This is a genomic window from Allobosea sp. GW822-FHT03F07 (genome assembly GCF_058801345.1).
Genome location: NZ_JBXAND010000008.1, coordinates 49915 through 74737 on the forward strand (window position 1 = coordinate 49915; position 24823 = coordinate 74737).

Below are 24823 nucleotides of genomic sequence, written 5' to 3' on the forward strand. Positions count from 1 at the left end.
ATGGCCCCGATCCTGAGCCTCCTCTGCGGCGCGACTGCGGCGCAGGCGGATATCGACCCTGCGCCGCGCGTGCCGCTGGAGCTGATCTGCGAAGCTGGCACGGTCGAAATGCTGATCCTGACCGAGGCCGAGAAAGCGCAGTGCCAGCGCATCTGGCGCGAGCGGATCGCGGAGAGACGACAGCTCAGCCGCGAGCGCCTGCGCCAGACCCGCGAGGAGAACCGCCAGAGGCGGGAGCAGGAGGCAAAAACACCCTCGCGGCCACCGCCGGTCACGGTCGAGACCTTCCTGTCGTCGGGAGACATTGTCTATGGCGATGTGGTGGTGACCGATCGCGGCCCGCGCGTCTTCGTCGGCCGCCCCGACGAGCCCGCAACGGCGGAGGACTTCGTGACGCTGGATTCACCACGCTCGCCGCACCGCGCCAACGGAAGCCAGTATGACGGGGCCTTCCCCGGTCTCCGCAGGGCGCGGCCCGCCCCACCGCAGCGCCCCCCACAGCCTCAGGAGCGCCGACCGTGACGCCATTTTCCCTGACCGAAGACCAGATCGCGATCCGCGACATGGCGCAGGATTTCGCTACCGAGACGCTCGCGCCCCATGCCATGCGCTGGGACGAGGAGAAGCATTTCCCAATCGACGAGATGCGCGCCGCGGCAGCCCTCGGCATGGGCGGCATCTATATCCAGGACGATGTCGGCGGCTCCGGGCTGACCCGGCTCGATGCAGCGCTGATCTTCGAGGCGCTCTCGACCGGCTGCCCGACCGTCGCGGCCTATATCTCGATCCACAACATGTGCGCCTGGATGATCGACCGCTATGGTTCTCCGGAGCAACGCCAGGCGTTCCTGCCGAAGCTCTGCACGATGGAGCATCTGGCGAGTTATTGCCTGACCGAGCCGGGTGCGGGCTCGGACGCCGCCGCGCTGAAGACGAAGGCGACGCTCGACGGCGACCACTATGTCCTCGACGGGCAGAAGCAGTTCATCTCGGGCGCAGGCGTCTCCGATATCTATGTCGTGATGGTGCGCACCGGCGAGGCCGGCCCCTCGGGCATCTCGACTGTCGTCGTCGAGAAAGACACGCCCGGCCTCTCCTTCGGAGCGAACGAAAAGAAAATGGGCTGGAACGCCCAGCCCACGCGCGCCGTGATCTTCGAGAACTGCCGGGTACCGGTGGCCAACCGGCTCGGGCCGGAGGGCATCGGCTTCAAGATCGCCATGGCGGGGCTCGATGGCGGGCGGCTCAATATCGGCGCCTGCTCGCTCGGCGGGGCGCAAAGCGCGCTCGACAAGGCGCTAGCCTATGCCCAGGAACGCAAGGCCTTCGGCACACGCATCGCCGATTTCCAGGCACTGCAGTTCAAGCTCGCGGATATGGCGATCGAGCTGGAAGCGGCACGCAGCCTGCTCTGGCGAGCGGCAGCGGCGCTGGACGCGAAGGCCCCCGAGGCGACGAAGCTCTGCGCCATGGCCAAGCGCGTCGCCACCGACACCGGTTTCGCGGTGGCCAACGACGCCCTGCAGATTCATGGCGGCTACGGCTATCTGGCCGATTACGGCATCGAGAAGATCGTCCGGGATCTCCGCGTCCACCAGATCCTGGAGGGCACGAACGAGGTCATGCGGATGATCGTCGCGCGCGGGCTCGTCGGCCGGGCGAAGGGGAATTGAGGCTATGCGGCGAGCGGTCTCACGCGCTTCTCGATCTCCCGTCCCGATGCCGAGCGGGCGAGGCGCAGATCGTAATCGGTTTGCAGGGCCATCCACATCTCGGGGCTCGTATCGAAAAACCGCGCCAGGCGAAGGGCTGTGTCGGCCGTGATGGCACGCTCGCCCTTGACGATGCCGGAAATGCGGCTGACAGGCGCGTCGATGTCGCGCGCCAACCGGTTCTGGCTGACGCCGAGCGGCTTCATGAATTCCTCCAGAAGCACCTCCCCGGGCGGGATCGGTGCCAAGGCGTCCTCGGAGACGGCCGGCGGATCAATGGTAGTCGACGATTTCGACATCATGCGCTTCCCCGTCCTTCCACACGAAGCAGATCCGCCACTGATCGTTCACGCGGATCGAATGCTGCCCCGCACGATCACCACGCAAAGCTTCCAGCCGGTTGCCGGGCGGGATCCGCAGATCGTCGAGCCGGCCGGCGGCATGGAGCAGCAGCAGCTTGCGGCGGATGATGCGCTCTATCGCCGCGAAACGCCGAACCGGCCTGTCGTGAAACAGGAATTCGGCATCCTTTTGCGCGAAAGATCGGATCACAGGCGCGAAGGCTATTCCGCATAAAGTATTCCGTCAAGAGGAATGAGAGGATACGACCATGACCAGCATCGCCTTCATCGGCCTCGGCAATATGGGCGGCCCCATGGCCGGCAATCTCGTCAAGGCCGGCCATGAGGTCCGCGCATTCGACCTCGTTCAGGCCTCCAAGGATGCCGCCGCGGAGATCGGCGTCGAAATCGCGGATTCCGCGAAGGACGCGGTCGCGGAAGCCGAAATCGTGGTCACGATGCTGCCGGCCGGCAAGCACGTGCTCTCCGTCTGGGCCGACATCCTGCCCGCGGTGAAGAAGGGGGCGCTGGTGATCGACTGCTCGACCATCGACGTCGACAGCGCCCGCAAGGCGCATGCGATGGCCGAGCAGCAGGGTTGCCTGTCGCTCGACGCACCCGTCTCCGGCGGGACAGGCGGGGCCAAGAGCGGCACGCTGACCTTCATGGTCGGCGGTTCCGAGGAGGCTTTCGCGCTCGGAGAGCCCGTCCTGAAAGCGATGGGGCGGCGAATCGTGCATTGCGGCTCGGCCGGCAACGGCCAGGCGGCCAAGATCTGCAACAACATGATCCTGGGCATCTCGATGATCGGCGTCTCCGAAGCCTTCGTGCTGGCGGAGAAGCTCGGCCTCTCGCACCAGGCGCTGTTCGATGTCGCCTCGACCTCGTCGGGCCAATGCTGGTCGCTGACGACCTATTGCCCGGTGCCCGGCCCGGTGCCGACGTCACCCGCAAACAACGACTACAAGCCAGGATTTGCCTCGGCGCTGATGCTGAAGGACCTCAAGCTGTCGCAGGAAGCCGCACAGGCGGCCGGCGCCTCGACGCCGCTCGGAGCCGCCGCGACGCAGCTCTACGGCCTTCACAACGCCTGGGGCGAAGGCGGCGCCGACTTCTCCGCGATCGTCCATCTGCTGCGCGGCCGGGACGCTTCGTGAAGCACGCTTGCGCGAGGGCGTAGGGCGGGTTTAGGACGGTTCTCATGAACGACGCCTCCCGCCCGCGCGAACGCTCGGCCCTCACCGGCTTCGCAGTCAACAAGCTCGACCGACGCGAGGACCTGCGCAACAAGCCCGATGCGGTCTCTGCGCTGCGCCACCGCTCCGGTACGCGCATCGCGATCGTCGCCGGCGAGACGCCGATCCTGAAGCGGCTCGACGGCGAGGCGCTCTCGGTCTGGTTCAGCCATGGCGAGACGCAATTGCTGGGCGAGGGGTTGGAGGAGGCCTTCCTCGGCCTCACCCCCGACGGCGCCCCGCGTTTCGCCAGGCTGCTCGACCGTGCCCAGGCCGACCCCTTGCGAGAGCGACCGGAGCTGTTCGTCACCGATCTGCGCTCCGTCGCGCTGAAGCGCCTCGTGCCGGAGGACGAACTCGGCCCACTCGGCGAGGGCAAGGCCCTGCTCGACTGGCATGCGCGCCACCGTTTCTGTGCCCAGTGCGGCGGCCCGACGACGCTCGGCGCCTCCGGCTGGAAGCGCGAATGCAGCGCCTGTGGCGCGCAGCATTTCCCACGCACCGACCCGGTCGTGATCATGCTGGTGACACGCGGCGACAGCTGCCTGCTGGCGCGGCAGGCCCGCTTCGCACCGGGGATGTATTCCTGCATCGCAGGCTTCATCGAGCCGGGCGAAACCTTCGAGGACGCGGTGCGACGCGAGAGCTGGGAGGAAGCCGGGCTTCGCGTCGGCACCGTCCGCTACATCGCCTCGCAGCCCTGGCCGTTCCCGTCCTCGCTGATGATCGGCTGCATCGCGGCCGCGCTCAACGACGACATCGTGCTCGACATGACCGAGCTCGAGGCCGGCCGCTGGTTCTCGCGCGAGGAAGCGCTGCAGATGCTCGAGGGCACACATCCAGATGGCTTCACCAGCCCGCAGCACCTCGCCATCGCCAATACCCTGCTACGGGCCTGGGCGGTCGAGGGCGAGCGGGTTTAGGTCAGCTCCCTCACGCCTGCGGCCGTTTCGATTCGTGCCCGATAGCGGAGCTCAGATCCCAGCCTGACCTCGGGCGGGCGGTCGATGGTCAATTCGTCGTAGAGCTGCGCAACGGCGACCGGCCCGGGATGATCGAGCACGAGCGATTTCAGCCTTGCGCCGAGGTCCGCCATCGTCGCCATCGAGCGCGCCTTGCCGCGCCGGTCGATGATCGAAGGAAAGGCTCCATCGGCTGGGAGAGAGCCGTCATCTGGGATCGCGAAGTCGAAGGTTGGTTCGATAAAGGGGAGAGCGACCTTCCTTCCGAAGACGGCTTCGCGCCCGGCGAGAACCGCATCGATTGCATCGGTGCGCGCAACCCAGCCCCGCAGGCGCCGGCCAGCATCCCAGCCCGCCCTCAGGCCCTTCTGATCGTCCAGGCCGAACCAGCGCGGTCGGCCTGGCGAGCGGCCCGCGGGATCGAGCGCGACGATCTCCAGATAGACGGAATCGCCGAGCTGGAGCAGGTGGTTGTGGCTGCCCATGTAGTCATGGCGCTGGCCGAAGGGGACGTCCAGATCGAGGCAAGCCCTGACATGCGATACGCCCTCCGCCAGGGTCGGCGCGATCACGGTGAGGTGGTCGAGTTGCAGGCGCGGGCAGTGGTTCATTCCGGTGCCCGAAGCGGAACGCGTCACGCGGCCCCCCCCCTTCTACTGCTCCACCTCGGCAAAGCTCTCGCGGAAGGCGTTGGCCGGATAGACGCCGAGGATCTTCACCTCCTTCGAAAAGAAGGCGAGTTCGTCGAGCGCGCGACGCAGCGCCGGGTCGTCCGGATGCCCTTCGACATCGGCATAGAACATCGTCGCCGAGAAATGGCCATCGACCATGTAGCTTTCGAGCTTCGTCATGTTGATGCCGTTGGTGGCGAAGCCGCCCATCGCCTTGTAGAGCGCGGCCGGCAGGTTGCGGACCTGGAAAATCAGCGTCGTCACCGTCTTGGCGGCGCCCTGGCGGGCGAATTCCGGATATTTCGAGAGGATCACGAAGCGCGTCGTATTGTGCTTCTCGTCCTCGATGTCCTCCATCAGGATTTCCAGGCCATAGACCTCGGCCGCGATCCGCGGCGCGATCGCGGCGCGGCTGAAATCGGCGGCTTCCGCGACCTGACGGGCGGAGCCGGCCGTATCGGCGGCGACCTCGGCCTTGAGGCCGAGCTTGCGGATGATCTTGCGGCACTGGCCGAGCGCATGGATGTGGCTCTGCACCGTCTTCAGCGTCGCGAGCGTCGCGCCCTTCACCGCCATCAGATGGAAGCGGATCGGCAGGAAATGCTCGCCGATGATGTGCAGGCCCGAACGCGGCAGCAGATGATGGATATCGGCGACGCGGCCGGCGATCGAGTTGTCGATCGGGATCATGCCATAGCGGGCCGTGCCGTCCGAGACCGCCGCCAGCGCATCCTCGAAGGTCGCGCATGGTAGAAGCTCGCAATCCGGGAACACCTGCAGCGCGGCCTGCGACGAGAAAGCGCCGGGTTCGCCCTGATAGGACACGATGACGGAGCTCTTCTTATCGGACATGGACTTCAGGCTCCGGCGTGGGCTTCGAGGATCGCGCGGGCGCGATCCAGATCGGGCGGCGTGTCGACGCCACGGGGTACGTGATCAATGATCATCGCGTCGATGCGCATGCCGTCCTCCAGCGCCCGCAACTGCTCGAGGCTCTCGCGCTTCTCCAGCATGGATTGCGGCAGGCTGACGAAGCGGTCCAGCGCCGCGCGCCGGTAGGCGTAGATGCCGACATGGTGATAGAGCGGCCCCTCGCCATAGGGGGCGGTCGCGCGCGTGAAGTAGAGTGCTCGCAGGCGGCTCGGCGTGACATGGCTGCCGACCAGCTTGACCACGCTCGGCGCGACCTTCTCTTCATCGTCGGTGATCAGGCCGACCAGCGTGGCGATCGAGACCTCCGGGTCGGCGAGCGGGATCATGGACGCCGCGATGGCCACGGGTTCGAGCGTCGGGAAATCGCCTTGGACGTTGACGATGACATCATGGCGCCCCTGCGGGTCGAGGATGTCGGCGGCTTCCTTGATACGATCCGACCCTGAGGGGTGGCCCTCGCGCGTCATGACCGCCCGCCCGCCGACCGCCTCGACGGCCGCGCAGATGTCCCGAGAATCCGTCGCCACCGCGACAGGCCCGATATCGGCCGCGACGGCACGTCGCCAGACTCGCACGATCATCGGCTCGCCATGGATGTCGGCCAAAGGCTTGCCGGGCAGGCGCGTGGCCTTCATGCGGGCCGGAATCAGGATCAGCGGATCGGACATCGGAATCGGCAAGCTCTTCGGTCGATGCGTGCAGCGCGGGCCGTGCGCGAGGCGCCGTTGCAAGCGTCAAAAGGTCTCAAAGCGGAGCGTGCTTATACGAGTTGCAATGAAGCGCGCAAAGCGGTTAAGCAACGCTCGGGTGTCGGTGCCTTCAGCCCCGGCCTAAAGCTGTCTTGCTTCCTGCGCCGAGGGCGCCGGGGCCGAGGGTTCGGATACGATGGATATCGAAACCAACAAGATCGCCGGCGCGGCTCTGTCCACGCTGCTGGTGGTGATGGGCCTCAACATGATCGCCGGCATCGTGTTCGCGCCGCACAAGCCGGCCGTGCCGGGCTTCGACCTGCCGAGCGCGGAACCGGCCGCAGCCGGTGGCGCAGCCGCTGCTGCTGTGGCCGACGAGCCAATCGCTGTCCGCCTCGCCAAGGCAGACCCGGCCAAGGGCGAGAAGGCTGTCGGCGCCTGCAAGGCCTGCCACACCTTCGAGAAGGGCGGCGCCAACAAGATCGGCCCGCATCTCTTCGACGTCTATGGCCGCGCCAAGGCCGGCGTCGACGGCTTCGCCTATTCCGCCGCGATGAAGGGCAAGTCGAGCGAGAAGTGGGAAGCCGAGCAGCTCGACGGCTTCCTGAAGAACCCCAAGGCCTATTTGCCCGGCACGATCATGGCCTTCGCCGGCATGGGCAAGCCCGACCAGCGCGCCGACGTCGTCGCCTATCTCAACACGCTGGCCGACGCCCCCAAGCCGCTGCCCAAGCCCTGAGCGGCTTTTTCGGCAGCGCTGATGAATTCGTGAAGCCGGGCCAAGTGCCCGGCTTTTCCTTTGCCCGGCTTTGCTTGGTCGGCCTTTCGCTTGCGCCCGCCATGGTGTTGCCGCCACGATGGCGTCGAGTGGCATGGTTGCACGCGCTCGACGGGTGGGCGACATGAATCAAGGCGATTCGCCGGAAGCCCCGGCCGACGAGGAGACGCGACCCGATGACCACCCGCATCACCCGCCGCAGAGTTCTGGAAACCGCTGCTCTTGCGGCGGCGGGAGCGGCTCTGCCGGGGCTTGGGGGAGGCCTTCTCGGCGGGCGCGCCTTCGCACAGGAAGCGGAGATGCATGGCCTCTCGACCTTCGGGGAGCTCGGGCTGCCCGCGGACTTCCCTCATTTCCCTTATGTGAACCCGAAGGCGCCGAAGGGCGGGACGCTGACCATCCAGATCAAGCAGGCCAGCGGCAACCAGAGCTTCGACACCTTCAACACGCTGAACACCTTCGTCCTGCAGGGCGACGGCGCGGCCGGCATGGACGCCTGCTTCGACAGCCTGATGTCGGGCTCGGGCGACGAACCGGGCACGCTCTATGGATTGCTGGCGAAGAGTGTCGCGGTCTCCCCGGACAAGCTGACCTATCGCTTCCGACTCCGGCCCGAGGCGCGCTTCCATGACGGCAGCCGGGTGACGGCCTCGGACGTCGCCTTCAGTATGAACCTGCTCAAGAGCAAGGGGCATCCGTCCTACCGTCTGATCCTGAACGAGCTGGTCTCAGCCAAGGCGGAAAGCGACGACATCGTCGTCGTGCAGCTTTCGCCCAAGCGCAGCCGCGACCTGCATCTAGTCGTCGCCGGGCTGCCGGTCTTCTCCGAGAAGTTCTGGTCGACCCGGAATTTCGAGGCCTCGACGCTGGAGCCGCCGCTGGGTTCGGGCGCCTACAAGGTCGGCCGCTTCGAACAGGGCCGCTTCATCGAGTTCGAGCGCGTCGCCGACTACTGGGGCAAGGACCTGCCGGTGAATATCGGCGTCAACAATTTCGACCGGGTGCGCTGGGAGTATTTCCGCGACCGCCAGGTGGCGTTCGAGGCCTTCAAGAGCGGCGTCATCACCTTCCAGCAAGAGTTCACCTCGCGCATCTGGGCGACCGGTTACGACTTCCCGGCGCTCCATGAGGGCAAGGTCAAGAAGGAGTCTCTACCGAAGACCGATCCGGTCGGCTCGCAGGGCTGGATCTACAATCTGCGGCGGGAAAAATTCGCCGACCCGCGCATCCGCGAAGCGCTCGGGCTGTGCTTCGATTTCGAGTGGACGCGCAAGACCATCATGTTCGGCTTCTACGAGCGGATGACGTCCTATTTCGAGAACTCGGATTCGAAGGCCGTCGGCAAGCCTTCGCCAGAGGAGCTCGCGCTGCTCGAACCCTTCAGAGGCAAGGTCCCGGACGAGGTCTTCGGCGAGCCCTGGCTTCCGCCCGTCTCGGACGGCTCGGGCAGCGACCGCGCCTTGCTGCGCCGCGCCGACGAGATGCTGCGCGCCGCCGGCTGCAAGCGCGACGGCAATGTCCTGAAGCTGCCGAACGGCCAGCCCTTCGAGATCGAGTTCCTCGATTCGCAGGGCGCGCTCCAGCCCCACACCCAGCCCTTCCAGGCCAATCTGAAACGGCTCGGCATCAACGCGACCTCGCGCCTAGTCGATCCGGCGCAGTATCAGCGGCGAACGCAGGAGTTCGACTTCGACATCGTCAGCATGGCACTGGGTGGCAGCGCGATCCCCAGCGACACGCTTAGGGTCGTCTATGGCTCGCAGGCGGCCAGGACCTCCGGTTCGCGCAATCTCGGCGGCGTCAGCAGCCCCGCGATCGATGCCATGATCGAGGCGATCGGCCAGGCCAACAGCTACGCCAAGGTCGTCGTCGCCGCCAAATGCCTCGACCGCCTGCTGCGGGCCGGGCGCTACTGGATCCCAATGTGGTGGAACGACGAGGAATGGATCGCCCATTGGGACATGTTCGACCGGCCGCAGACCAAGCCTAAATTCGGCTCCGGCGCACCGTCGATCTGGTGGTACAACGCCGAGAAGGCGAAGAAGATCGGGAAGGCGTAAAGCGGCATGCTGAGCTATATCGCGCGCCGCCTCGCCCTGATGGTGCCGACGCTGTTCGGCATCCTGCTGATCTCCTTCGTCATCGTGCAGTTCGCTCCCGGCGGGCCGGTGGAGCGGGTGATCTCGCAATTGCAGAACCCCAATAGCGGCGCCTCCGACCGTGTCGGCGGCGGCTCGGGCGGCGACGCCGGCGCGCAGGCAGCGGACTCCTCCTATCGCGGTGCGCAGGGGCTCGACCCCGCCTTCATCAAGGAACTCGAGAAGCAGTTCGGCTTCGACAAGCCGGCGCATGAGCGCTTCCTCAAGATGCTGGGCGACTACATCCGCTTCGATTTCGGGCGGAGCTATTTCCGTGACGCGCCGGTGCTGCAGCTGATCAAGGAGAAGCTGCCGGTTTCGATCTCGCTCGGCCTGTGGATGACGCTGCTCTCCTATGCGATCTCGATTCCGCTCGGCATCCGCAAGGCCGTGAAGGACGGCTCGCGCTTCGACACCTGGACCAGCGCGGTCGTGATCATCGGCTACGCCATCCCCGGCTTCCTGTTCGCGATCCTTCTGATCGTGCTCTTCGCCGGCGGCTCGTTCTGGCAGATCTTCCCGCTGCGGGGGCTCTACTCGGACAATTTCTCGGAGCTGAGTTTCTTCGGCAAGGTCGCGGACTATCTCTGGCACATCGCCCTGCCGGTGACCGCTATGGCGCTCGGCGCCTTTGCGACCTCGACACTGCTGACCAAGAACTCGTTCCTCGACGAGATCCGCAAGCAATATGTCCTGACCGCGCGGATGAAGGGGCTTTCCGAGCGCGGCGTGCTCTATGGCCATGTTTTCCGCAACGCCATGCTGATCGTGATCGCAGGCTTTCCCGGCGCCTTCGTGCATGCGCTCTTCGCCGGCTCGCTCCTGATCGAGACGATCTTCTCGCTGGACGGGCTCGGGCTCCTGTCCTTCGAGGCGATCGTCAACCGCGACTATCCGGTCGTCTTCGCCAATCTCTACATCTTCTCGCTGATCGGTCTGATCGTGCATCTCATCACCGACCTGACCTACACCTGGGTCGATCCCCGCATCGATTTCGAGACGCGGGAGACCTGAGATGAGCGACACGCTGATCGATGCGCCGCCGCCCGCCTTGCGCAGCGAGGTACCACTGGCCCCGATCGAGGCGAGCCAGGGCTGGCTCAAGCTCTCGCCGATCAACCGGCGCCGGCTGAGCAACTTCAAGGCGAACAAGCGCGGCTGGTGGTCGCTCTGGATCTTCCTGACGCTGTTCGTGCTCTCGCTCTTCGCGGAGTTCCTGGCCAACGACCGACCGCTGATCGTCCACTACAAGGGCGAGTGGCTGTTTCCGGTCGCGGTGAACTATCCAGAAGAGAAGTTCGGCGGCTTCCTCGCCACGACCGACTATCGCGACCCCGTCATCGCCAAGGAGATCGACGGCAACGGCTTCGCGATCTGGCCGCCGATCCGCTACAGCTACCGCACGCACAACCTCGACCTGCCCGTGCCGGCCCCTGCCCCGCCGACCTGGATGCTCAAGGACGAGCAGTGCCGCGCCATCGCCGAGCGGACAGGCGGCACCGGCTGCCGCGACCTCGAATGGAACTGGCTCGGCACGGATGACCAGGGCCGGGATGTGGTCGCGAGGCTGATCTACGGCTTCCGCATCTCGATCCTGTTCGGGCTGATCCTGTGCGGTATCTCCTCGGTGATCGGCATCGCGGCGGGCGCGATCCAGGGCTATTTCGGTGGCTGGACCGATCTGATCTTCCAGCGCGTCATCGAGATCTGGACCTCGATTCCCGCGCTCTATCTGCTGATCATCGTCGCCGCGGTCATCACGCCGAGCTTCTTCGTGCTGCTCGGCATCCTCCTGCTGTTCTCCTGGGTCGCCCTCGTCGGTGTCGTGCGCGCCGAATTCCTGCGCGCGCGCAACTTCGAATATGTCCGCGCCGCCCGCGCGCTGGGCTTGTCCAACCGCGCCATCATGATCAAGCACCTTCTGCCCAATGCCATGGTGGCGACGCTGACCTTCCTGCCCTTCATTCTGAACGGCTCGATCACCACGCTGACCTCGCTCGACTTCCTCGGCTTCGGCCTGCCGCCCGGTTCGCCCTCGCTGGGAGAATTGCTGGCACAGGGCAAGTCGAACCTGCAGGCACCCTGGCTCGGTCTCTCCGGCTTCGTCGTGATCGCGCTGATGCTCTCGCTGCTGATCTTCATCGGCGAGGCCGTGCGGGATGCGTTCGACCCGCGGAAGACGTTCGCATGACCGCCCCCCTCCTCTCCGTCCAGGACCTCTCCGTCGCCTTCCGCCAGGGCGGGCGCGAGACGCTGGCCGTCGATCGCGTCTCCTTCGACCTCGCCCAGGGCGAGACGCTGGCCATCGTTGGCGAGTCCGGCTCCGGTAAGTCGGTCTCGGCGCTGTCGATTCTCAAGCTGCTGAACTACCCCTCGGCTCATCACCCTTCCGGCAAGGTCATGTTCAACGGCCAGGACCTGATCGCGGCCGATGAGGACGCGATGCGCAAGGTGCGCGGCAACGACATCACCATGGTGTTCCAGGAGCCGATGACCTCGCTCAACCCGCTGCACACGATCGAGCGGCAGATCGGCGAGATCCTCGAGCTGCACAAGGGGCTGCGCGGCGAGGCTGCGCGGGCACGCACACTCGAACTGCTCGAGCTCGTTGGCATCCGCGATGCAAGGAGCCGGCTCGACGCCTATCCGCATCAGCTCTCCGGTGGGCAGCGCCAGCGCGTGATGATCGCCATGGCGCTCGCCAACGAGCCTGACCTGCTGATCGCCGACGAGCCGACCACGGCGCTTGACGTCACGGTGCAGGCACAGATCCTGAAGCTGCTGAAGGAACTGCAGGAGCGGCTCGGCATGGCGATGCTCTTCATCACGCATGATCTCGGCATCGTCCGGCGCATCGCCGACCGGGTCTGCGTCATGCTGAAGGGCCAGATCGTCGAGCAGGGGCCAGTGGCGGAGATCTTCGGCAACCCGCAGCACGCCTATACGAAGCGCCTGCTCGCCGCCGAGCCGAAAGGCCGCCCGGCCCCCGTTCCAACGGATGCTGCGCCTCTGGTCGATGCCGGGCCGATCAAGGTCTGGTTCCCGATCAAGAGCGGCTTCCTGCGCCGCACGACCGGCCATGTAAAGGCGGTCGACGGCATCGCGGTGAAGGTCCGCGAGGGCGAGACGCTGGGCGTCGTCGGCGAGTCGGGCTCGGGCAAGACGACGCTGGGGCTCGCCATCCTCCGGCTGATTTCCTCGGAAGGACCGATCGTCTTCCTCGGCGACCGCATAGACGGGCTGTCGAGTTCGGCCGTGCGGCCGAAGCGCAAGGATCTCCAGGTCGTCTTCCAGGACCCTTACGGCTCGCTCTCGCCGCGCATGTCGGTGGCGGAGATCGTCGCCGAGGGGCTGACCGTACAGGCCCGGCAGCAAAGCTATGCGGAACGCCGCGAGGTCGTGGCGCAGGCTCTGAGCGATGTCGGGCTCGACCCGTCCGCGATGGACCGCTACCCGCATGAGTTTTCCGGCGGCCAGCGCCAGCGCATCGCGATCGCGCGCGCCATGGCGCTCGATCCCAAGTTCGTCGTACTGGACGAACCGACCTCCGCGCTCGACATGTCGGTGCAAGTCCAGATCGTCGAATTGCTGCGCGACCTGCAGGCGCGGCGCAGGCTCGGCTATCTCTTCATCAGTCACGATCTCAAGGTCGTGCGGGCCATGGCCCATCGCGTGCTGGTGATGCAGAACGGCAAGGTTGTCGAGGAAGGCCCGGCCGAGACGATCTTCTCGCAACCGCGTGAGGCTTACACGCAGGCGCTGCTGGCGGCGGCGCTCAACCTCGAGCCGGCCGGAAGCGCCGCCGTGAGGGATTGAGCATGGCCCGCGCGATCCTGATCGTCCTGGATTCCGTCGGCTGCGGCGGGGCCGAGGACGCCCATCTCTATGGCGACACGGGTGCGGACACGCTCGGCCATATCGCGCAGGCCTGCGCCGAGGGGGGCGGCGACCGCGCGGGCCTGCGCAGCGGAGCCCTCGCCCTGCCAAATCTCGTGCGGCTCGGCCTCGCCCATGCCTGTGAAGCCTCCACGGGCCGGCCACTCACCGGGGCCGTGAAGCCCACCACGCCTGGTGGGCGGCACGGCTATGGCGTCGAACGGAGCCAGGGCAAGGACACGCCGTCCGGCCACTGGGAAATCGCCGGCTGCCCGGTGCCGTTCGCTTGGGGTTACTTCACCGCGCTGGAGAATTCGTTCCCGCCCGCGCTGGTCGCCGCCATCATCCGGGAAGGAGGCCTCCCCGGCATCCTCGGCAACAAGCACGCCTCGGGCACCGCCATCATCGACGAACTGGCCGAGGAGCACATCCGGACGGGTCAGCCGATCTGCTACACCTCCGTCGATTCCGTGCTGCAGATCGCGGCGCATGAGGAGCATTTCGGGCTGGAACGACTTTATGCGCTCTGCCGCAAGGTGCGGATGCTGGTCGATCCCCTGAAGATCGGGCGTGTCATCGCGCGGCCTTTCATCGGCTCAGCCGAGACCGGCTACACGCGAACCGGCAACCGCAAGGACTTCGCCATCCCGCCGCCGAACGAGACGATCCTCGATCGCCTGACCGCACGCGGACGCAAGGTGATCACCGTCGGCAAGATCGGCGACATCTTCGCCCATCGTGCGACGGGCGAGGAGATCAAGCCCTTCGGCAATGCCGCCATGTTCGATGCTGCGCTGGCGGCCTGGGAGCGCCTGCCGGACGGCGGCTTCTGCTTCGTCAATCTCGTCGATTTCGATACGGAGTACGGCCATCGCCGCGATGTGCCGGGCTATGCGGCAGCGCTCGAAGCCTTCGACGCGATGCTGCCCCGGCTGGAAGCGGCGCTACAGCCCGGCGACCTCGCCGTCATTACCGCCGACCATGGCAACGACCCGACCTGGCCCGGCACGGACCATACCCGCGAGCATGTGCCGATCCTGGCCTTTGGGCCTGGCACCGCGCCGACGGCACTCGACCGGCGCGAGAGCTTCGCCGACATCGCCGCCACGCTCGGCCACTGGCTCGGCGTCGGGCCGGTGGGGCCAGGCCGGGTCTGGTAGGCGCTCAGGCCGCCGCGACGCGCTCGCAGAACTCCGCGACCTCCGCCCGGATGCTGCGCACCTGGGCGGCGAGTTGATCGGCAGAGTCCTGCACTTGCCGGGCGGCGTCATGGGCGCCTTCGGTCATCGCCTCGAAGCTGCCGACGATATCGGCGCTGCGCCGCGCGCCCTCGAAGGACATCCGGACCTGATGGGCGATCTCGGAGGTCGCCTGCCCCTGCTGCTCTACCGAGATAGCGATCGCATCGGCGACGCGCTCGACATCGCCGATCGCCACAACGATGTCGCGGATCGCTTTCAGCGAGCGCTGTGAGGCCTCCTGCATGGCGCCGATCTGAGAGGAAACCTCGTCCGTCGCCTTGGCTGTCTGGGCCGACAACGTCTTGACCTCGCTGGCGACGACGGCAAAGCCGCGCCCCATTTCTCCGGCGCGGGCTGCCTCGATCGTCGCATTGAGGGCGAGCAAGCTGGTCTGCGCGGCGATGCCGCGGATCAGGTCGACGACAGCCCCGACCCTCTCGCTGTTGCGGGCGAGTACCTCGACCTCGCTGCTGGCCTTGCGCGCCAATTCAGCCGCCGTCGTCGAGCCCTCGGCCGAATGGGAGACATTGCGGCCGATTTCCCCGATCGATACCGCCAGTTCGTCGCTGGCCGCGGAGAGATGGTCGATGCCCGACATGGTTTCGGAGGTCGCATCCGAAACCAAGACGGTCTGACGTCGCGCCTGATCCGAAGTCCCGATCAAGGCCGTGGCCTCGCCCTGCATGACATCGGCCGAACGGTCGAGCACGGCCATCTCCAGCTCCATCTTCTCTTGGAAATGGGAAACGATCTCGTGCAGCACCTGCGCGCGACGGCTCAATTGATCGGCCAGGCGCTTCTCGTTCTCGGCCGCGACACGCTCGCGCTCGGCGGTTTCGCGTGCGAGCGCGAGGCTGTCCGAGTTCAACAGGAACATGCGCTCCATGATCACCGCGATGGTGGCGAGGAAAGAGGTCTCCATGATCACGATGACCGCGTGCAGCAGCACGCGCAGCAGGCTGCCGCCCTGATAGAACACGGCAGAGGGCAGCACATACTGCAAGACGAGGTGATGGACCGCCGTCAGGGCGGCGCCCATAACGATGGGACGCCAGTCGCAGAATCCGGCGAGCACGGCCAGGATCGCGAAGTAATACATGTGCATGTCCGGCTGCCAGGGATGGCCGGCCAGGCTGAACACGAGGATCGACACCTGGCCGATCAACGTGACCGCCATGAAGAGTTGCGTCAGGGTGGCGGCACCCCGGGTCGCATAGAGCAGCAAGGCGCCCGCAGCGAGGGCGAAGGCCATCGCGACGGGCACCAGGCCTTCCTCGCCGCGCAGCCAGAACGCCAGCCCGATGATCGGCACATGCAGGAAGGCGAGCCCGAGCAGCACACAGGCCACGCGCTGGCGGACGACATCGAGGGTCCAGATCATGACGCCGCAGGCTCCGGTGCCGCCGCGTCGAGGCAACCGGCGAGCCCCACGAGGGCCAGCACCATGACGGCGCCCTGTGGCCTGGCCCATTGAGCCGCTTCGGCTGGCGCCGCGATCACGACGAAGGACGATCTTCCCGAACGCAGCACCGGATAGCCGGCGGATAGGCTGCGCGTGATGGCTTCATCTGCCGATACCCAGGGTGCAAAGACGATAGCCACCGGCTGCGCCTGCCCCGGCGAGGCGCCCGGCAATGCGAGCAAAGCAACGAAGATGCTGGCGAAGAACATGAGGCACAGTGCGGCGCGCTCGCGGCCGGACAATCCCCGGTTCGCTGGGGCCTGGATCATCATTCTCGATTCCATGGATTGTCCGAACGCTAGACGACCGCCCGCAGCCCCCCAGCAGACGGTTCCAAATGGGATGGTTCGGGTTAAGGGTCCCTTTAGCGGCGATCCCCCTGCGACGTTTCCCAAGCTTGCCGACACAGCGGCGGCCAAGAGCGAGCCTCGGCTCCGACAACGCTGGATTGTGGGAGATTCTGCCCTTGCGTCGTGCTCTATCGACATCGAGCGGACGAAACCTCAGTTCGGCGACATTCTACCAAAAAGCGCTGGGACGCGCCTGATTTCTCCGCGAAAGCAGCAGCCCGACCGGATCAACCCATGATTGCAGCTGCATCGGATATCGAATCTCGCCCCACCATGCCGCGACGTTTCGTCGCGTGTACGATCTGTCTGCTCAGGAGGCCAAACGAGCCTTGATCCGGCGCATCAGCCCGTCACGAACGTCGCGATAGGCGTCCATGACCTGGTCGCGCGAGCCCTGGACCACCGTAGGGTCGACCGTCGGCCAGTATTCGACCTCGGCGGCGACCGTGCGGGTGAGATCCAGCGCCCTGTGATGCGCTTCCGGCGAGAGCGAGATGATCAGGTCGAAATTCAGCCCCTCCCACTCCTCGAGGTCCTCAATGGATTTCGGCTTGTGCTTGTGCGCGTCGATGCCGATCTCGTCGAGCACGGCGAGGGCGAAGGCATCGACCTCGCCGCGCCGTGCGCCAGCCGACTGCACATAGACCGACTTGCCGAAGAAGTGCTTGGCCATCGCCTCGGCCATGGGCGAACGCACCGCATTGTGCGCGCACATGAACAATACGCTCTGGACCTTGCGCGCAGCGGGTGGCGACAAGCGCTCAGCCCTTCCAGTGCAGCGCGTAGATGAGCGTGAACAATCGCCTTGCGGTGTCAAAGTCGATCTCGACCTTGCTGGCGAGACGATCAACCAGGATACCGGCCGCCTCGTCATGCAGGCCGCGCCGGCCCATGTCGATCGCCTCGATCTGCGAGGGCGTCGCCGTGCGGATGGCTGCGTAGTAGCTCTCGCAGACCATCGCATAGTCCTTGACGATGCGGCGGAACGGCGTGAGCGAGAGGTGATGGGTGACGACGGGAGCGCCGTCGGCTTCCTTGATCTCGAAGGCCAATCGACGCTCGACCACGGCGAGGTGGGCGAGATAGGGCCCGCCGTCATGGCCCGGTAGCGCAAAACGGTTCCGCTCGATCAGGTCGTAGATCGCAACCGCGCGCTCATGTTCCTGATCGGCCGAGCCGCCGCCCAGCGAAGACGAGTCGAGCGTGACGCCGACGAGGCGCTGCTTGTCGGATGTCGTGGCTTGAAGCATCACACCTCCGCTCCCGGTTGCGGCGCAATCTCCTTGTCGAGAATCGGCCGCGCTCAGCGATTGAGCCTGATCGTCACGGAACGGCCATGCGCCTGCAAGCCCTCGGCTTCGGCGAGCTGCGTCGCGGCCGGTGCGAGAGCGCGCAACGCATCGGGGCCGCATCGCAGCAGCGATGTCCGCTTCATGAAGTCGAGCACGCCGAGGCCCGAGGAGAAGCGGGCCGATCGGGCCGTCGGCAGGACATGGTTGGGGCCGCCGACATAGTCGCCGATCGCCTCGGGCGTATGACCGCCCAGGAAGATCGCGCCTGCGTTGCGGATCATGCCGGAAAGCCGGTCGGGATCGGCCGTCATGACCTCGAGATGCTCCGGCGCCAGCCGGTCGACCAGCGGCACCGCTCGTTCCAGATCCGCAACCAGCAGGATCGCACCGAAATCGTCCCAGCTCTTCGCAGCGATCGCGGCGCGGGGCAGCGTCTGCAACTGCGCCCGGATCGCCTTCTCGACCTCGCCCGCGAGCCCCGCATCGTCGGTCATCAGGATCGACTGTGCCGATACGTCGTGCTCGGCCTGCGCGAGCAGATCGGCCGCGATCCAGTCCGGATTGGCCGTGCCGTCCGCGATGATCAGAACTTCGGATGGGCCGGCGATCATGTCGATGCCGACCTGGCCGAAAACGCGGCGCTTGGCAGCGGCGACATAGGCGTTGCCGGGTCCGACGATCTTGGCGACCGGGGCGATGCTGGCCGTGCCGTAGGCCAGGGCCGCCACGGCCTGCGCCCCGCCGATGCGGTAGACCTCGTCGACGCCGGCCAAGCGCGCCGCCGCCAGCACGAGGGGGTTGGTCTCACCGCGCGGCGTCGGGGCGACCATCACGACGCGATCGACGCCGGCGACCTTCGCGGGCACGGCGTTCATCAGAACGGAAGAGGGATAGCTCGCCGTGCCGCCGGGCACATAGAGACCGACCGCCTCGATGGCGCTCCAGCGCCAGCCGCTCTGGACGCCGGCGGCATCCGTGAACCAGGCGTCCATCGGCTTCTGGTGGAGATGATAGGCCTCGATGCGCTCGCGGGCGGTCTCCAGCGCCGCGATCTGCGCGGGCGGACAGGCAGCGATCGCCGCATCGATCTCCTCCGGCGAGACGCGCATTGCCCGCGGCGTCAGGGCGAGATCGTCGAAGCGCTGCGTGTAGTCGATCACGGCCGCGTCGCCGAGCTCGCGCACATCGGCGATGATGTCAGCGACGACGCGATCGACCTCCTCGGAGACCTCGCGCTTGGCCGAAAGCAGATCGCGGAACTCCCGCTCGAATGCGGCGCTGCTGTCGTCGAGCCTGATCGGCATCGCTATCCCCGGATCGTCATTGTCGCTGGAAACGGCTCAGGGGCCGTCGGGATGCCCCGGCGTCGCCAGCGCTTCCCAGACCGGACCGAGATCCTTCATCTGGGCCTCTATGCATTCGACCTCGAGCCGGATCGCGGCGCCCTCGGAGAAATGCAGCGTGACCTCGCCGTCGGGATCGTCGCCGCGAGCAGCAAAGCCGATCGCCAGCAGGCTCAGCACCTGATCGGGCGATGCCTTGTCGATCTTCGTGCTACGCACAGCCAGGACGCGGTCGAAATGCAGGGCGGTCAGGCGGCGGCGGCGATGGCCGTGCGCGACGCCCTCCCAGTCGAAGCGGCGGGCAGCAAGTGCGAAGCGCTTCTCGGCCGGCAGCCAGACGATGTCAGCCACCTTCAGGACCGAATCCTGGAGATGGGCCGACACGATCTCGAGATCATCGGCGTCGAGCGCGACGAGTTTCAGCGGGTCTGCAGCATCATCCGACATGGAAAGTGTTCTGGCGACGCCACCCGCCGACGTCAACCGCTGATGCGCTCGACCAGGCCGCCGCAGCGCGTCAGCTTCGCCTCGAGCGCCTCGAAGCCACGGTCGAGATGGTAGACGCGGTTGATCATGGTGTCGCCTTCCGCCACGAGACCGGCGATGACGAGCGAAACCGAAGCACGCAGATCGGTCGCCATCACCGGCGCGCCGGTCAGCTTGTTGACCCCGTCGACATGGGCGGCATCGCCGTCGAGCCGGATCTTCGCGCCGAGCCGCGCCAGCTCCTGCACATGCATGAAGCGGTTCTCGAAGATCGTCTCGCGGATGCGCGAGGTGCCCTTGGCCTTCGTCATCAGCGCCATGAACTGCGCCTGGAGATCGGTCGGGAAGCCCGGGAAGGGGTCGGTGTCGACATCGACGGATTCGAGCGGCTGCCCGTTGCGGCGGACGCGGATGCCCTCGTTGGTCGAGCTGACCTCGGCGCCGGCTTCGACCAAGACGTCGAGCGCCGATTGCAGCAGGTCGGCACGCGCCCCTTCCAGCAGCACATCGCCGCCGGTCATCGCCACGGCCATGGCGTAGGTGCCGGTCTCGATCCGGTCCGGCAGCACGGCATGATGCGCCCCGCCGAGGCGCGAGACGCCGGTGACCACGATCCGGCTCGTGCCCGCGCCCTCGATCTTCGCACCCATCTTGACGAGGCAGGCGGCGAGATCGACCACCTCGGGCTCGCGCGCCGCGTTTTCGATCACCGTCGTGCCCTGAGCGAGGACGGCCGCCATCAGCGCCGTGTGGGTGCCGCCGACAGTCACCTTCGGGAAGACGATCTCGGCGCCCTTGAGGCCCTTCGGGGCTCGCGCCAGCGCATAGCCGTTCTCGATCTCGATCTCGGCGCCGAGCTTTTCCAGCGCCATCAGTAAGAGATCGACCGGCCGAGTGCCGATGGCGCAGCCGCCGGGCAGCGAGATCTTGGCCTCGCCCATGCGGGCCAGGATCGGCGCGATCACCCAGAAGCTGGCGCGCATCGTCGAGACGAGTTCGTAGGGCGCGCAGGTATCGACGATCTGGCGGGCGGTGAGGGTGATCGTCTGGCCGGTCTCGGCGGACTGGCCGATGCGCTTGCCGGCGATCGAGCGATCGACGCCGTGATTCGACAGAATGCGCGAGAGCGCGCTGACATCGGAGAGGCGCGGCACATTCGTCAGCGTCAGCGTCTCGTCCGTGAGCAGGCTCGCGATCATCAGCGGCAATGCGGCGTTCTTCGCGCCCGAGATCGGAATCGCGCCATTGAGGCGCTGGCCGCCGGTGATGCGGATCTTGTCCATCGTCAGGTCCTGCTGAGCCTGCCGGCTGAAGGCCGGCGGCGGCTGGGGAAAGTCGGGTCAGGACCGATCAGTTTCGGCCTGGGCTTGCGGTTCCGGCTCCTGCGCGGGCGCCTCCTCCGCGCGGCGAGCCCGGGCCTGTGCCTTGCGGCGCTTCAGGTTCTCCCGAAGGGCAGCGGCAAGGCGCGCCCTCTTCTCGTCGTCTGCGGCTGTCTGGCGATTCACGGCAACAACTCGGTACCGGGGTTCAACGCTCGGATCACGGCGAATTCGCGGCGCATGGTTAGCCGCATGCGCCGATTTGGACAAGCGCGGCGCAGCAGCGGCGGCATGGCATTTGCTGTCATGGGCCGCACCGTCAGCCCATTGTGCATTTGCGGCACGGTTCGCAGCCCAAAGATGACGTTAGGGAATAAAACTTAATGTAATTAACCATTTCCAAGGGATTTCGTTTACAGATTATTAACTTCACCTACCTTGTCGCCATCGCTCTCGATGTGTGGCAATGGGGATCAGCGGCATGCTCCAGTCATCTGTTTCGGCCATGGACTCCGCGCCTGCAGCCGTGCTCGAAAGCTGCGAGGTGATCGATGCCATCCGCCACAAGGCGGGGTTCCTGCCCGAAACGCAGATCGCCTACGAGCCCGAGATCAAGACCCTGTGGGTCACGATCCGCCCTGAACTGAAGCCGGTCTTCACGCTCCAGCTCCTCGACAGCCTCGTTAAGATCCAGACCGCGATTTCCGCTCTCTGGGGCGCGCCCGATCAGTACCACCGCGCTCCGGTACGCTTCCTCGCCTTCCGGGGAGCCGGCCCGTTCTTCACGCTCGGCGGCGATCTCGACTTCTACCTCGATTGCCTGGCCAAGAACGATCGCGCGGCCCTGGCCGAGTATGCGCGCCTGTCGAGCGCCGGCGCCGTCCTGAACGCGAGCGGCCTCAACGGCCTCGTGGTGACGCTGTCGACGATCCACGCCAAGGCGATCGGCGGCGGCATCGACGCGCCGCGCTCATGCAACGTCATGATCGCCGAAGAGCAGGCCTCCTTCGTCTACCCCGAGATCAAGTTCAACCACTTCCCGATCACCGCGGTGGCGATCCTGTCGCGCCGGATGGGCGCGCGCGCGGCCGAGCAGATGCTGCTCTCCGGCGAGGAGATGAGCGCCCAGCAGTTCATGGAGGCGGGCGGGCTGGAGGCGGTGGTGCCGACGGGGACCGGCGAGGCCTGGATCCGCAAGTACGCGCATGACTCCCTGCCGATCCATGCCGCGAAGACCGCGCTGTTCGCCGCCTTCAACCGCCGGGCCGGCGACCTGCAGGAAGAGCTCGACCATCTCGGCCAGATCTGGACCGACTGCATGCTGAGGCTCAGCCCGAGCGCGATCTCGAAGCTGCAGCGCATCGCGCAGACGCAGGACCGCATGCTCGCGCGGGTCTATCTGCGCCCGGTGGCGGCCGCCCTGCCGCTCAGCGTCTGATCCTTCGGAAGCCGTTTTGCAGCCTGAAGCTGTTCCAAACACGAAACATTTACCTCTCAGGCCCTAAATCGTCCTAGCGGCGGAGATTGCGGGCGCTCTCGGCACGCCTTCTCTGCGACCGCGAGGGCAGGATTTGGATGGCGGGCGCGCTCAAGCGAATGTGGAACGCCAGAGCGCGTGATCCGGGCGAGGATTTCGACTTGCCCGGCTACGTATTGCTGGTCAGTTCGCTGTTTTCGTCGCCGGCCTCGATCATCCCGGGGGGCGTGGCGGGCATCCTGACGCCGTTCCTGTGCTGGGTCTCGACCGGTCTCGAACTCTTCATGGACCTGACGATCCTCGTCAGCGTCGTCGTCGTCCTGCGGCTCCTGACCTTCGTCTCCTATCGCAGGAGGGACCACGCCCGCGACAGCTACCTGGAGACGCGGCGCTGGGACCGGGACTACTTCCTGGGAGCGACGACCTTCGCCGGCGTGCTGGGTTACAGCTGCTATGCCGCGCTGACCCTGACGGACGACCCCGCGGCGCATATCACCTCCGTCGCATCGACCATCGCACTCGCCTCCGGCTACGTCTCTCGCAATGCCGGCCGGCCGAAATTCGTCGCGGTGCAGTTGCTGACCTTCTGCGTGCCGATGGCGATCGGCCTGATCCAGGCCCACAACGTCTATTACCAGTACATCGGCTACTTCGCCTTTCTCTATGTGGCGGCCAACATCGCCATCACGAACTCGCTGCATCGCAATCTTCTGGCGTTGAGCGACGCGACGAAGCAGTCGAAGGCGCTGGCCTCGGCCCTGCATTCGCAGAACCTGACGCTCGACGCCGCGCTCAACACCATGATCCATGGCTTGGCGATGTTCGACCGCGACCTCAAGCTCGCCGTCAGCAACGCGCCGCACCGGGCGCTCTACGGGCTGCCCGAGACGCTCGCCCTGCCCGGCACGCCGATCACCGCGATCGGCCGCTTCCTGGTCGAACGCCAGGTCGTCGCCGCCGGCCAGTTGCGCGATCTCAGGGAGGCCCTGGCCGAAATCCAGGGCACGCAGCAGACGACGAGCCGCGAGATCCAGACGCGTGGCGGCAGGGTCCTGGTCGTGACCTTCGCGCCGGCGGCCGAAGGCGGCGTGCTGATGTCGACCGAGGATGCGACGGAGCGGAAAGCGACCGAGGCGCGCATCGAGCAGATGGCGCGCTTCGACGAGTTGACCGGGCTCGCCAATCGCTTCGAGTACAACAGCAACATCGTCGAATCCTTCAGCCGGATGGAGCGCACCGGCGACTCCTTCGCGCTGCTCTATGTCGATCTCGACGGCTTCAAGCAGGTCAACGACAGCCTTGGCCACGACATCGGCGATCGCGTTCTGATGGAGACTGCGAACCGCTTGCGCAGCACCATTCGCGACAGCGACCTGCTCGCCCGCTTCGGCGGCGACGAGTTCCTGCTGATCCTGCCTGCGGCAAACCATGCCGCCGTCACCATGATCGCGCAGCGCATGATCGATGCGATGTCGAAGGCGTTCCTGCTCGACAACAAGACGGTCTATGTCACGGCCAGCATCGGCATCGCGATGGCGCCATTCGACGGCGCGACGCCGGCCGACCTCCTGCGCCACGCCGACACGGCGCTCTACAAGGCCAAGGCCGCCGGCCGCAACACGCTGATGTTCTTCAACCCGGCCATGGCCGAGGAGATGCTCGAGCGCCACGAGATCGAGGTCGATCTGCGCAAGGCCTGCGAGGACGGCTCGCTGGAACTCTACTACCAGCCGATCATCGACCTGCGGACCGGCGAAACCGTCTCGCGCGAGGCCCTGATGCGCTGGCGCCACCCGACGCGCGGCATGGTGCCGGCGGGCCTGTTCATCCCCGTCGCGGAACAGTCCGGCCTGATCGCATCGATCGGCGACTGGGCTATCCGCCAGGCTTGCAAGGACGCGGCCTCCTGGGACGAGCATATCGGCGTCTCCGTCAACATCTCGCCGCTGCAATTCCGCGAGCCGCGCCGCATCGTCGAGGCGGTGAAGGACGCGCTGATCACATCCAATCTCAATTCGCGCCGGCTGACGCTCGAGGTGACGGAATCGCTGCTGATCGAGGACAACAAGACGACGCTCGGCGTGATCGACGATCTGCGGACGCTGGGCATCACCTTCGCGCTCGACGATTTCGGCACTGGCTATTCGTCGCTAGCCTATCTGTCGACCTATCCCTTCGCGCAGGTGAAGATCGACCAGAGCTTCACCCGCACCGTCCATTCCAGCGAGGCCTCGAAGGCGATCATCGAGGCGGTCTGCCAACTCGCGCGACGCCTCTCGATGAATGTCGTCGTCGAAGGCATCGAAACGGAGCAGCAGCGCATCGCCGTGCAGCTTCTCGGCGCCCAGCGCGCCCAGGGCTATCTCTTCGGCAGGCCGGAGCCGCTGGCGAGCTTCATGCCGCGCAAGGGCCGCAACGTCGCCTGAGCACGGCGCGAGAAGGCGGTACTCAACCATCGTCGGCCCCCTATCGTTCCGTCGATTTGCCTCCAACAGCTGTTTCGGCGGATGCGGTCTTG

Annotated in this window: 24 protein-coding genes; 12 read left to right on the forward strand and 12 right to left on the reverse strand. The window is 66.3% G+C overall.

The features are described 5' to 3' along the window. The gene (locus AC1RMY_RS20395) at nucleotides 1-522 is read left to right on the forward strand and encodes a hypothetical protein (protein WP_492867623.1); all 522 of its coding nucleotides are present in this window, start codon (nucleotides 1-3) and stop codon (nucleotides 520-522) included. Next, nucleotides 519-1673, forward strand: a complete 1155-nt coding sequence (locus AC1RMY_RS20400) for an isobutyryl-CoA dehydrogenase (RefSeq protein WP_492867624.1) — start codon at nucleotides 519-521, stop codon at nucleotides 1671-1673. The genes AC1RMY_RS20395 and AC1RMY_RS20400 overlap by 4 nt, the downstream gene beginning before the upstream one ends. A 2-nt stretch (nucleotides 1674-1675) precedes the next feature. Here the strand turns inward: AC1RMY_RS20400 and AC1RMY_RS20405 are convergent, their stop codons facing one another. Both AC1RMY_RS20405 and AC1RMY_RS20410 read right to left on the reverse strand, forming a co-directional pair. Beyond that, nucleotides 1676-2014, reverse strand: coding sequence for a HigA family addiction module antitoxin (locus AC1RMY_RS20405; protein ID WP_492867626.1), 339 nt, complete (start codon nucleotides 2012-2014; stop codon nucleotides 1676-1678). Further along, the gene (locus AC1RMY_RS20410) at nucleotides 1986-2264 is read right to left on the reverse strand and encodes a type II toxin-antitoxin system RelE/ParE family toxin (RefSeq protein WP_492867628.1); all 279 of its coding nucleotides are present in this window, start codon (nucleotides 2262-2264) and stop codon (nucleotides 1986-1988) included. Before AC1RMY_RS20410 ends, AC1RMY_RS20405 begins: the two co-directional genes overlap by 29 nt. A gap of 58 nt (nucleotides 2265-2322) precedes the next feature. Here AC1RMY_RS20410 and mmsB point away from each other — a divergent pair, with 58 nt between their 5' ends. Both mmsB and nudC read left to right on the forward strand, forming a co-directional pair. Beyond that, complete coding sequence (mmsB, locus tag AC1RMY_RS20415; RefSeq protein WP_492867630.1) at nucleotides 2323-3210, forward strand: 3-hydroxyisobutyrate dehydrogenase; 888 nt, start codon at nucleotides 2323-2325, stop codon at nucleotides 3208-3210. 44 nt (nucleotides 3211-3254) lie between these two features. Continuing rightward, the gene (gene nudC / locus AC1RMY_RS20420) at nucleotides 3255-4211 is read left to right on the forward strand and encodes an NAD(+) diphosphatase (protein ID WP_492867632.1); all 957 of its coding nucleotides are present in this window, start codon (nucleotides 3255-3257) and stop codon (nucleotides 4209-4211) included. On the opposite strand, the gene AC1RMY_RS20425 is transcribed toward nudC, so the two are convergent. Genes AC1RMY_RS20425 through AC1RMY_RS20435 form a run of 3 tightly spaced genes read right to left on the reverse strand, consistent with a single transcriptional unit; the run spans nucleotide 4208 to nucleotide 6522 of the window. After that, the gene (locus AC1RMY_RS20425) at nucleotides 4208-4888 is read right to left on the reverse strand and encodes a VOC family protein (protein ID WP_492867633.1); all 681 of its coding nucleotides are present in this window, start codon (nucleotides 4886-4888) and stop codon (nucleotides 4208-4210) included. The genes nudC and AC1RMY_RS20425 overlap by 4 nt on opposite strands. Nucleotides 4889-4903: 15 nt before the next feature. Next, a complete protein-coding gene (locus tag AC1RMY_RS20430) occupies nucleotides 4904-5773 on the reverse strand; it encodes a prephenate dehydratase (RefSeq protein ID WP_492867635.1) in 870 nt (289 codons plus the stop codon). Between the two features lie 5 nt (nucleotides 5774-5778). Next, complete coding sequence (locus AC1RMY_RS20435; RefSeq protein ID WP_492867637.1) at nucleotides 5779-6522, reverse strand: 3-deoxy-manno-octulosonate cytidylyltransferase; 744 nt, start codon at nucleotides 6520-6522, stop codon at nucleotides 5779-5781. Nucleotides 6523-6739: 217 nt separating this feature from the next. Here AC1RMY_RS20435 and AC1RMY_RS20440 point away from each other — a divergent pair, with 217 nt between their 5' ends. The 6 genes from AC1RMY_RS20440 to AC1RMY_RS20465 all read left to right on the forward strand — a co-directional run bounded on the left by AC1RMY_RS20440 (nucleotide 6740) and on the right by AC1RMY_RS20465 (nucleotide 14495). Then, nucleotides 6740-7282 carry a c-type cytochrome gene (locus AC1RMY_RS20440; protein WP_492867639.1) on the forward strand — a complete coding sequence of 181 codons (543 nt, stop codon included), beginning with the start codon at nucleotides 6740-6742 and terminating at the stop codon, nucleotides 7280-7282. 215 nt (nucleotides 7283-7497) lie between these two features. Further along, the gene (locus AC1RMY_RS20445) at nucleotides 7498-9381 is read left to right on the forward strand and encodes an extracellular solute-binding protein (protein ID WP_492867641.1); all 1884 of its coding nucleotides are present in this window, start codon (nucleotides 7498-7500) and stop codon (nucleotides 9379-9381) included. A gap of 6 nt (nucleotides 9382-9387) precedes the next feature. Further along, nucleotides 9388-10473, forward strand: coding sequence for a microcin C ABC transporter permease YejB (locus AC1RMY_RS20450; RefSeq protein ID WP_492867642.1), 1086 nt, complete (start codon nucleotides 9388-9390; stop codon nucleotides 10471-10473). A 1-nt stretch (nucleotide 10474) separates the two neighbouring features. Then, nucleotides 10475-11650 carry an ABC transporter permease gene (locus AC1RMY_RS20455; RefSeq protein WP_492867644.1) on the forward strand — a complete coding sequence of 392 codons (1176 nt, stop codon included), beginning with the start codon at nucleotides 10475-10477 and terminating at the stop codon, nucleotides 11648-11650. Then, on the forward strand, nucleotides 11647-13275 hold the full coding sequence (locus AC1RMY_RS20460) for an ABC transporter ATP-binding protein (RefSeq protein ID WP_492867646.1): 1629 nt from the start codon (nucleotides 11647-11649) through the stop codon (nucleotides 13273-13275). Before AC1RMY_RS20455 ends, AC1RMY_RS20460 begins: the two co-directional genes overlap by 4 nt. Before the next feature lie 2 nt (nucleotides 13276-13277). After that, the gene (locus AC1RMY_RS20465; RefSeq protein WP_492867648.1) at nucleotides 13278-14495 is read left to right on the forward strand and encodes a phosphopentomutase; all 1218 of its coding nucleotides are present in this window, start codon (nucleotides 13278-13280) and stop codon (nucleotides 14493-14495) included. Between the two features lie 4 nt (nucleotides 14496-14499). On the opposite strand, the gene AC1RMY_RS20470 is transcribed toward AC1RMY_RS20465, so the two are convergent. The 7 genes from AC1RMY_RS20470 to murA form a co-directional block, all read right to left on the reverse strand. After that, entirely contained in the window at nucleotides 14500-15957 is a 1458-nt protein-coding gene (locus AC1RMY_RS20470) for a methyl-accepting chemotaxis protein (protein ID WP_492867649.1), read from the reverse strand. Then, nucleotides 15954-16310: a hypothetical protein gene (locus AC1RMY_RS20475; RefSeq protein ID WP_492867651.1), complete on the reverse strand. Its 357-nt coding sequence runs from the start codon at nucleotides 16308-16310 to the stop codon at nucleotides 15954-15956. The genes AC1RMY_RS20470 and AC1RMY_RS20475 overlap by 4 nt, the downstream gene beginning before the upstream one ends. A gap of 388 nt (nucleotides 16311-16698) precedes the next feature. Then, on the reverse strand, nucleotides 16699-17103 hold the full coding sequence (locus AC1RMY_RS20480; RefSeq protein WP_492867653.1) for an arsenate reductase/protein-tyrosine-phosphatase family protein: 405 nt from the start codon (nucleotides 17101-17103) through the stop codon (nucleotides 16699-16701). 46 nt (nucleotides 17104-17149) lie between these two features. Further along, nucleotides 17150-17638, reverse strand: a complete 489-nt coding sequence (locus tag AC1RMY_RS20485) for a UPF0262 family protein (RefSeq protein WP_492867655.1) — start codon at nucleotides 17636-17638, stop codon at nucleotides 17150-17152. 53 nt (nucleotides 17639-17691) lie between these two features. Further along, nucleotides 17692-18984, reverse strand: coding sequence for a histidinol dehydrogenase (gene hisD, locus AC1RMY_RS20490; protein WP_492867656.1), 1293 nt, complete (start codon nucleotides 18982-18984; stop codon nucleotides 17692-17694). A gap of 36 nt (nucleotides 18985-19020) precedes the next feature. Beyond that, the gene (locus tag AC1RMY_RS20495) at nucleotides 19021-19470 is read right to left on the reverse strand and encodes a DUF2948 family protein (RefSeq protein WP_492867658.1); all 450 of its coding nucleotides are present in this window, start codon (nucleotides 19468-19470) and stop codon (nucleotides 19021-19023) included. Between the two features lie 32 nt (nucleotides 19471-19502). Next, the gene (murA, locus tag AC1RMY_RS20500; protein WP_492867660.1) at nucleotides 19503-20792 is read right to left on the reverse strand and encodes a UDP-N-acetylglucosamine 1-carboxyvinyltransferase; all 1290 of its coding nucleotides are present in this window, start codon (nucleotides 20790-20792) and stop codon (nucleotides 19503-19505) included. A gap of 517 nt (nucleotides 20793-21309) precedes the next feature. On the opposite strand from murA, the gene AC1RMY_RS20505 reads away from it, so the two are divergent. Together AC1RMY_RS20505 and AC1RMY_RS20510 are read left to right on the forward strand one after the other, a co-directional pair. After that, nucleotides 21310-22266, forward strand: a complete 957-nt coding sequence (locus tag AC1RMY_RS20505; RefSeq protein ID WP_492867661.1) for an enoyl-CoA hydratase-related protein — start codon at nucleotides 21310-21312, stop codon at nucleotides 22264-22266. 137 nt (nucleotides 22267-22403) lie between these two features. Continuing rightward, nucleotides 22404-24731, forward strand: coding sequence for a putative bifunctional diguanylate cyclase/phosphodiesterase (locus tag AC1RMY_RS20510; protein WP_492867662.1), 2328 nt, complete (start codon nucleotides 22404-22406; stop codon nucleotides 24729-24731). Nucleotides 24732-24823: the final 92 nt, after the last annotated feature.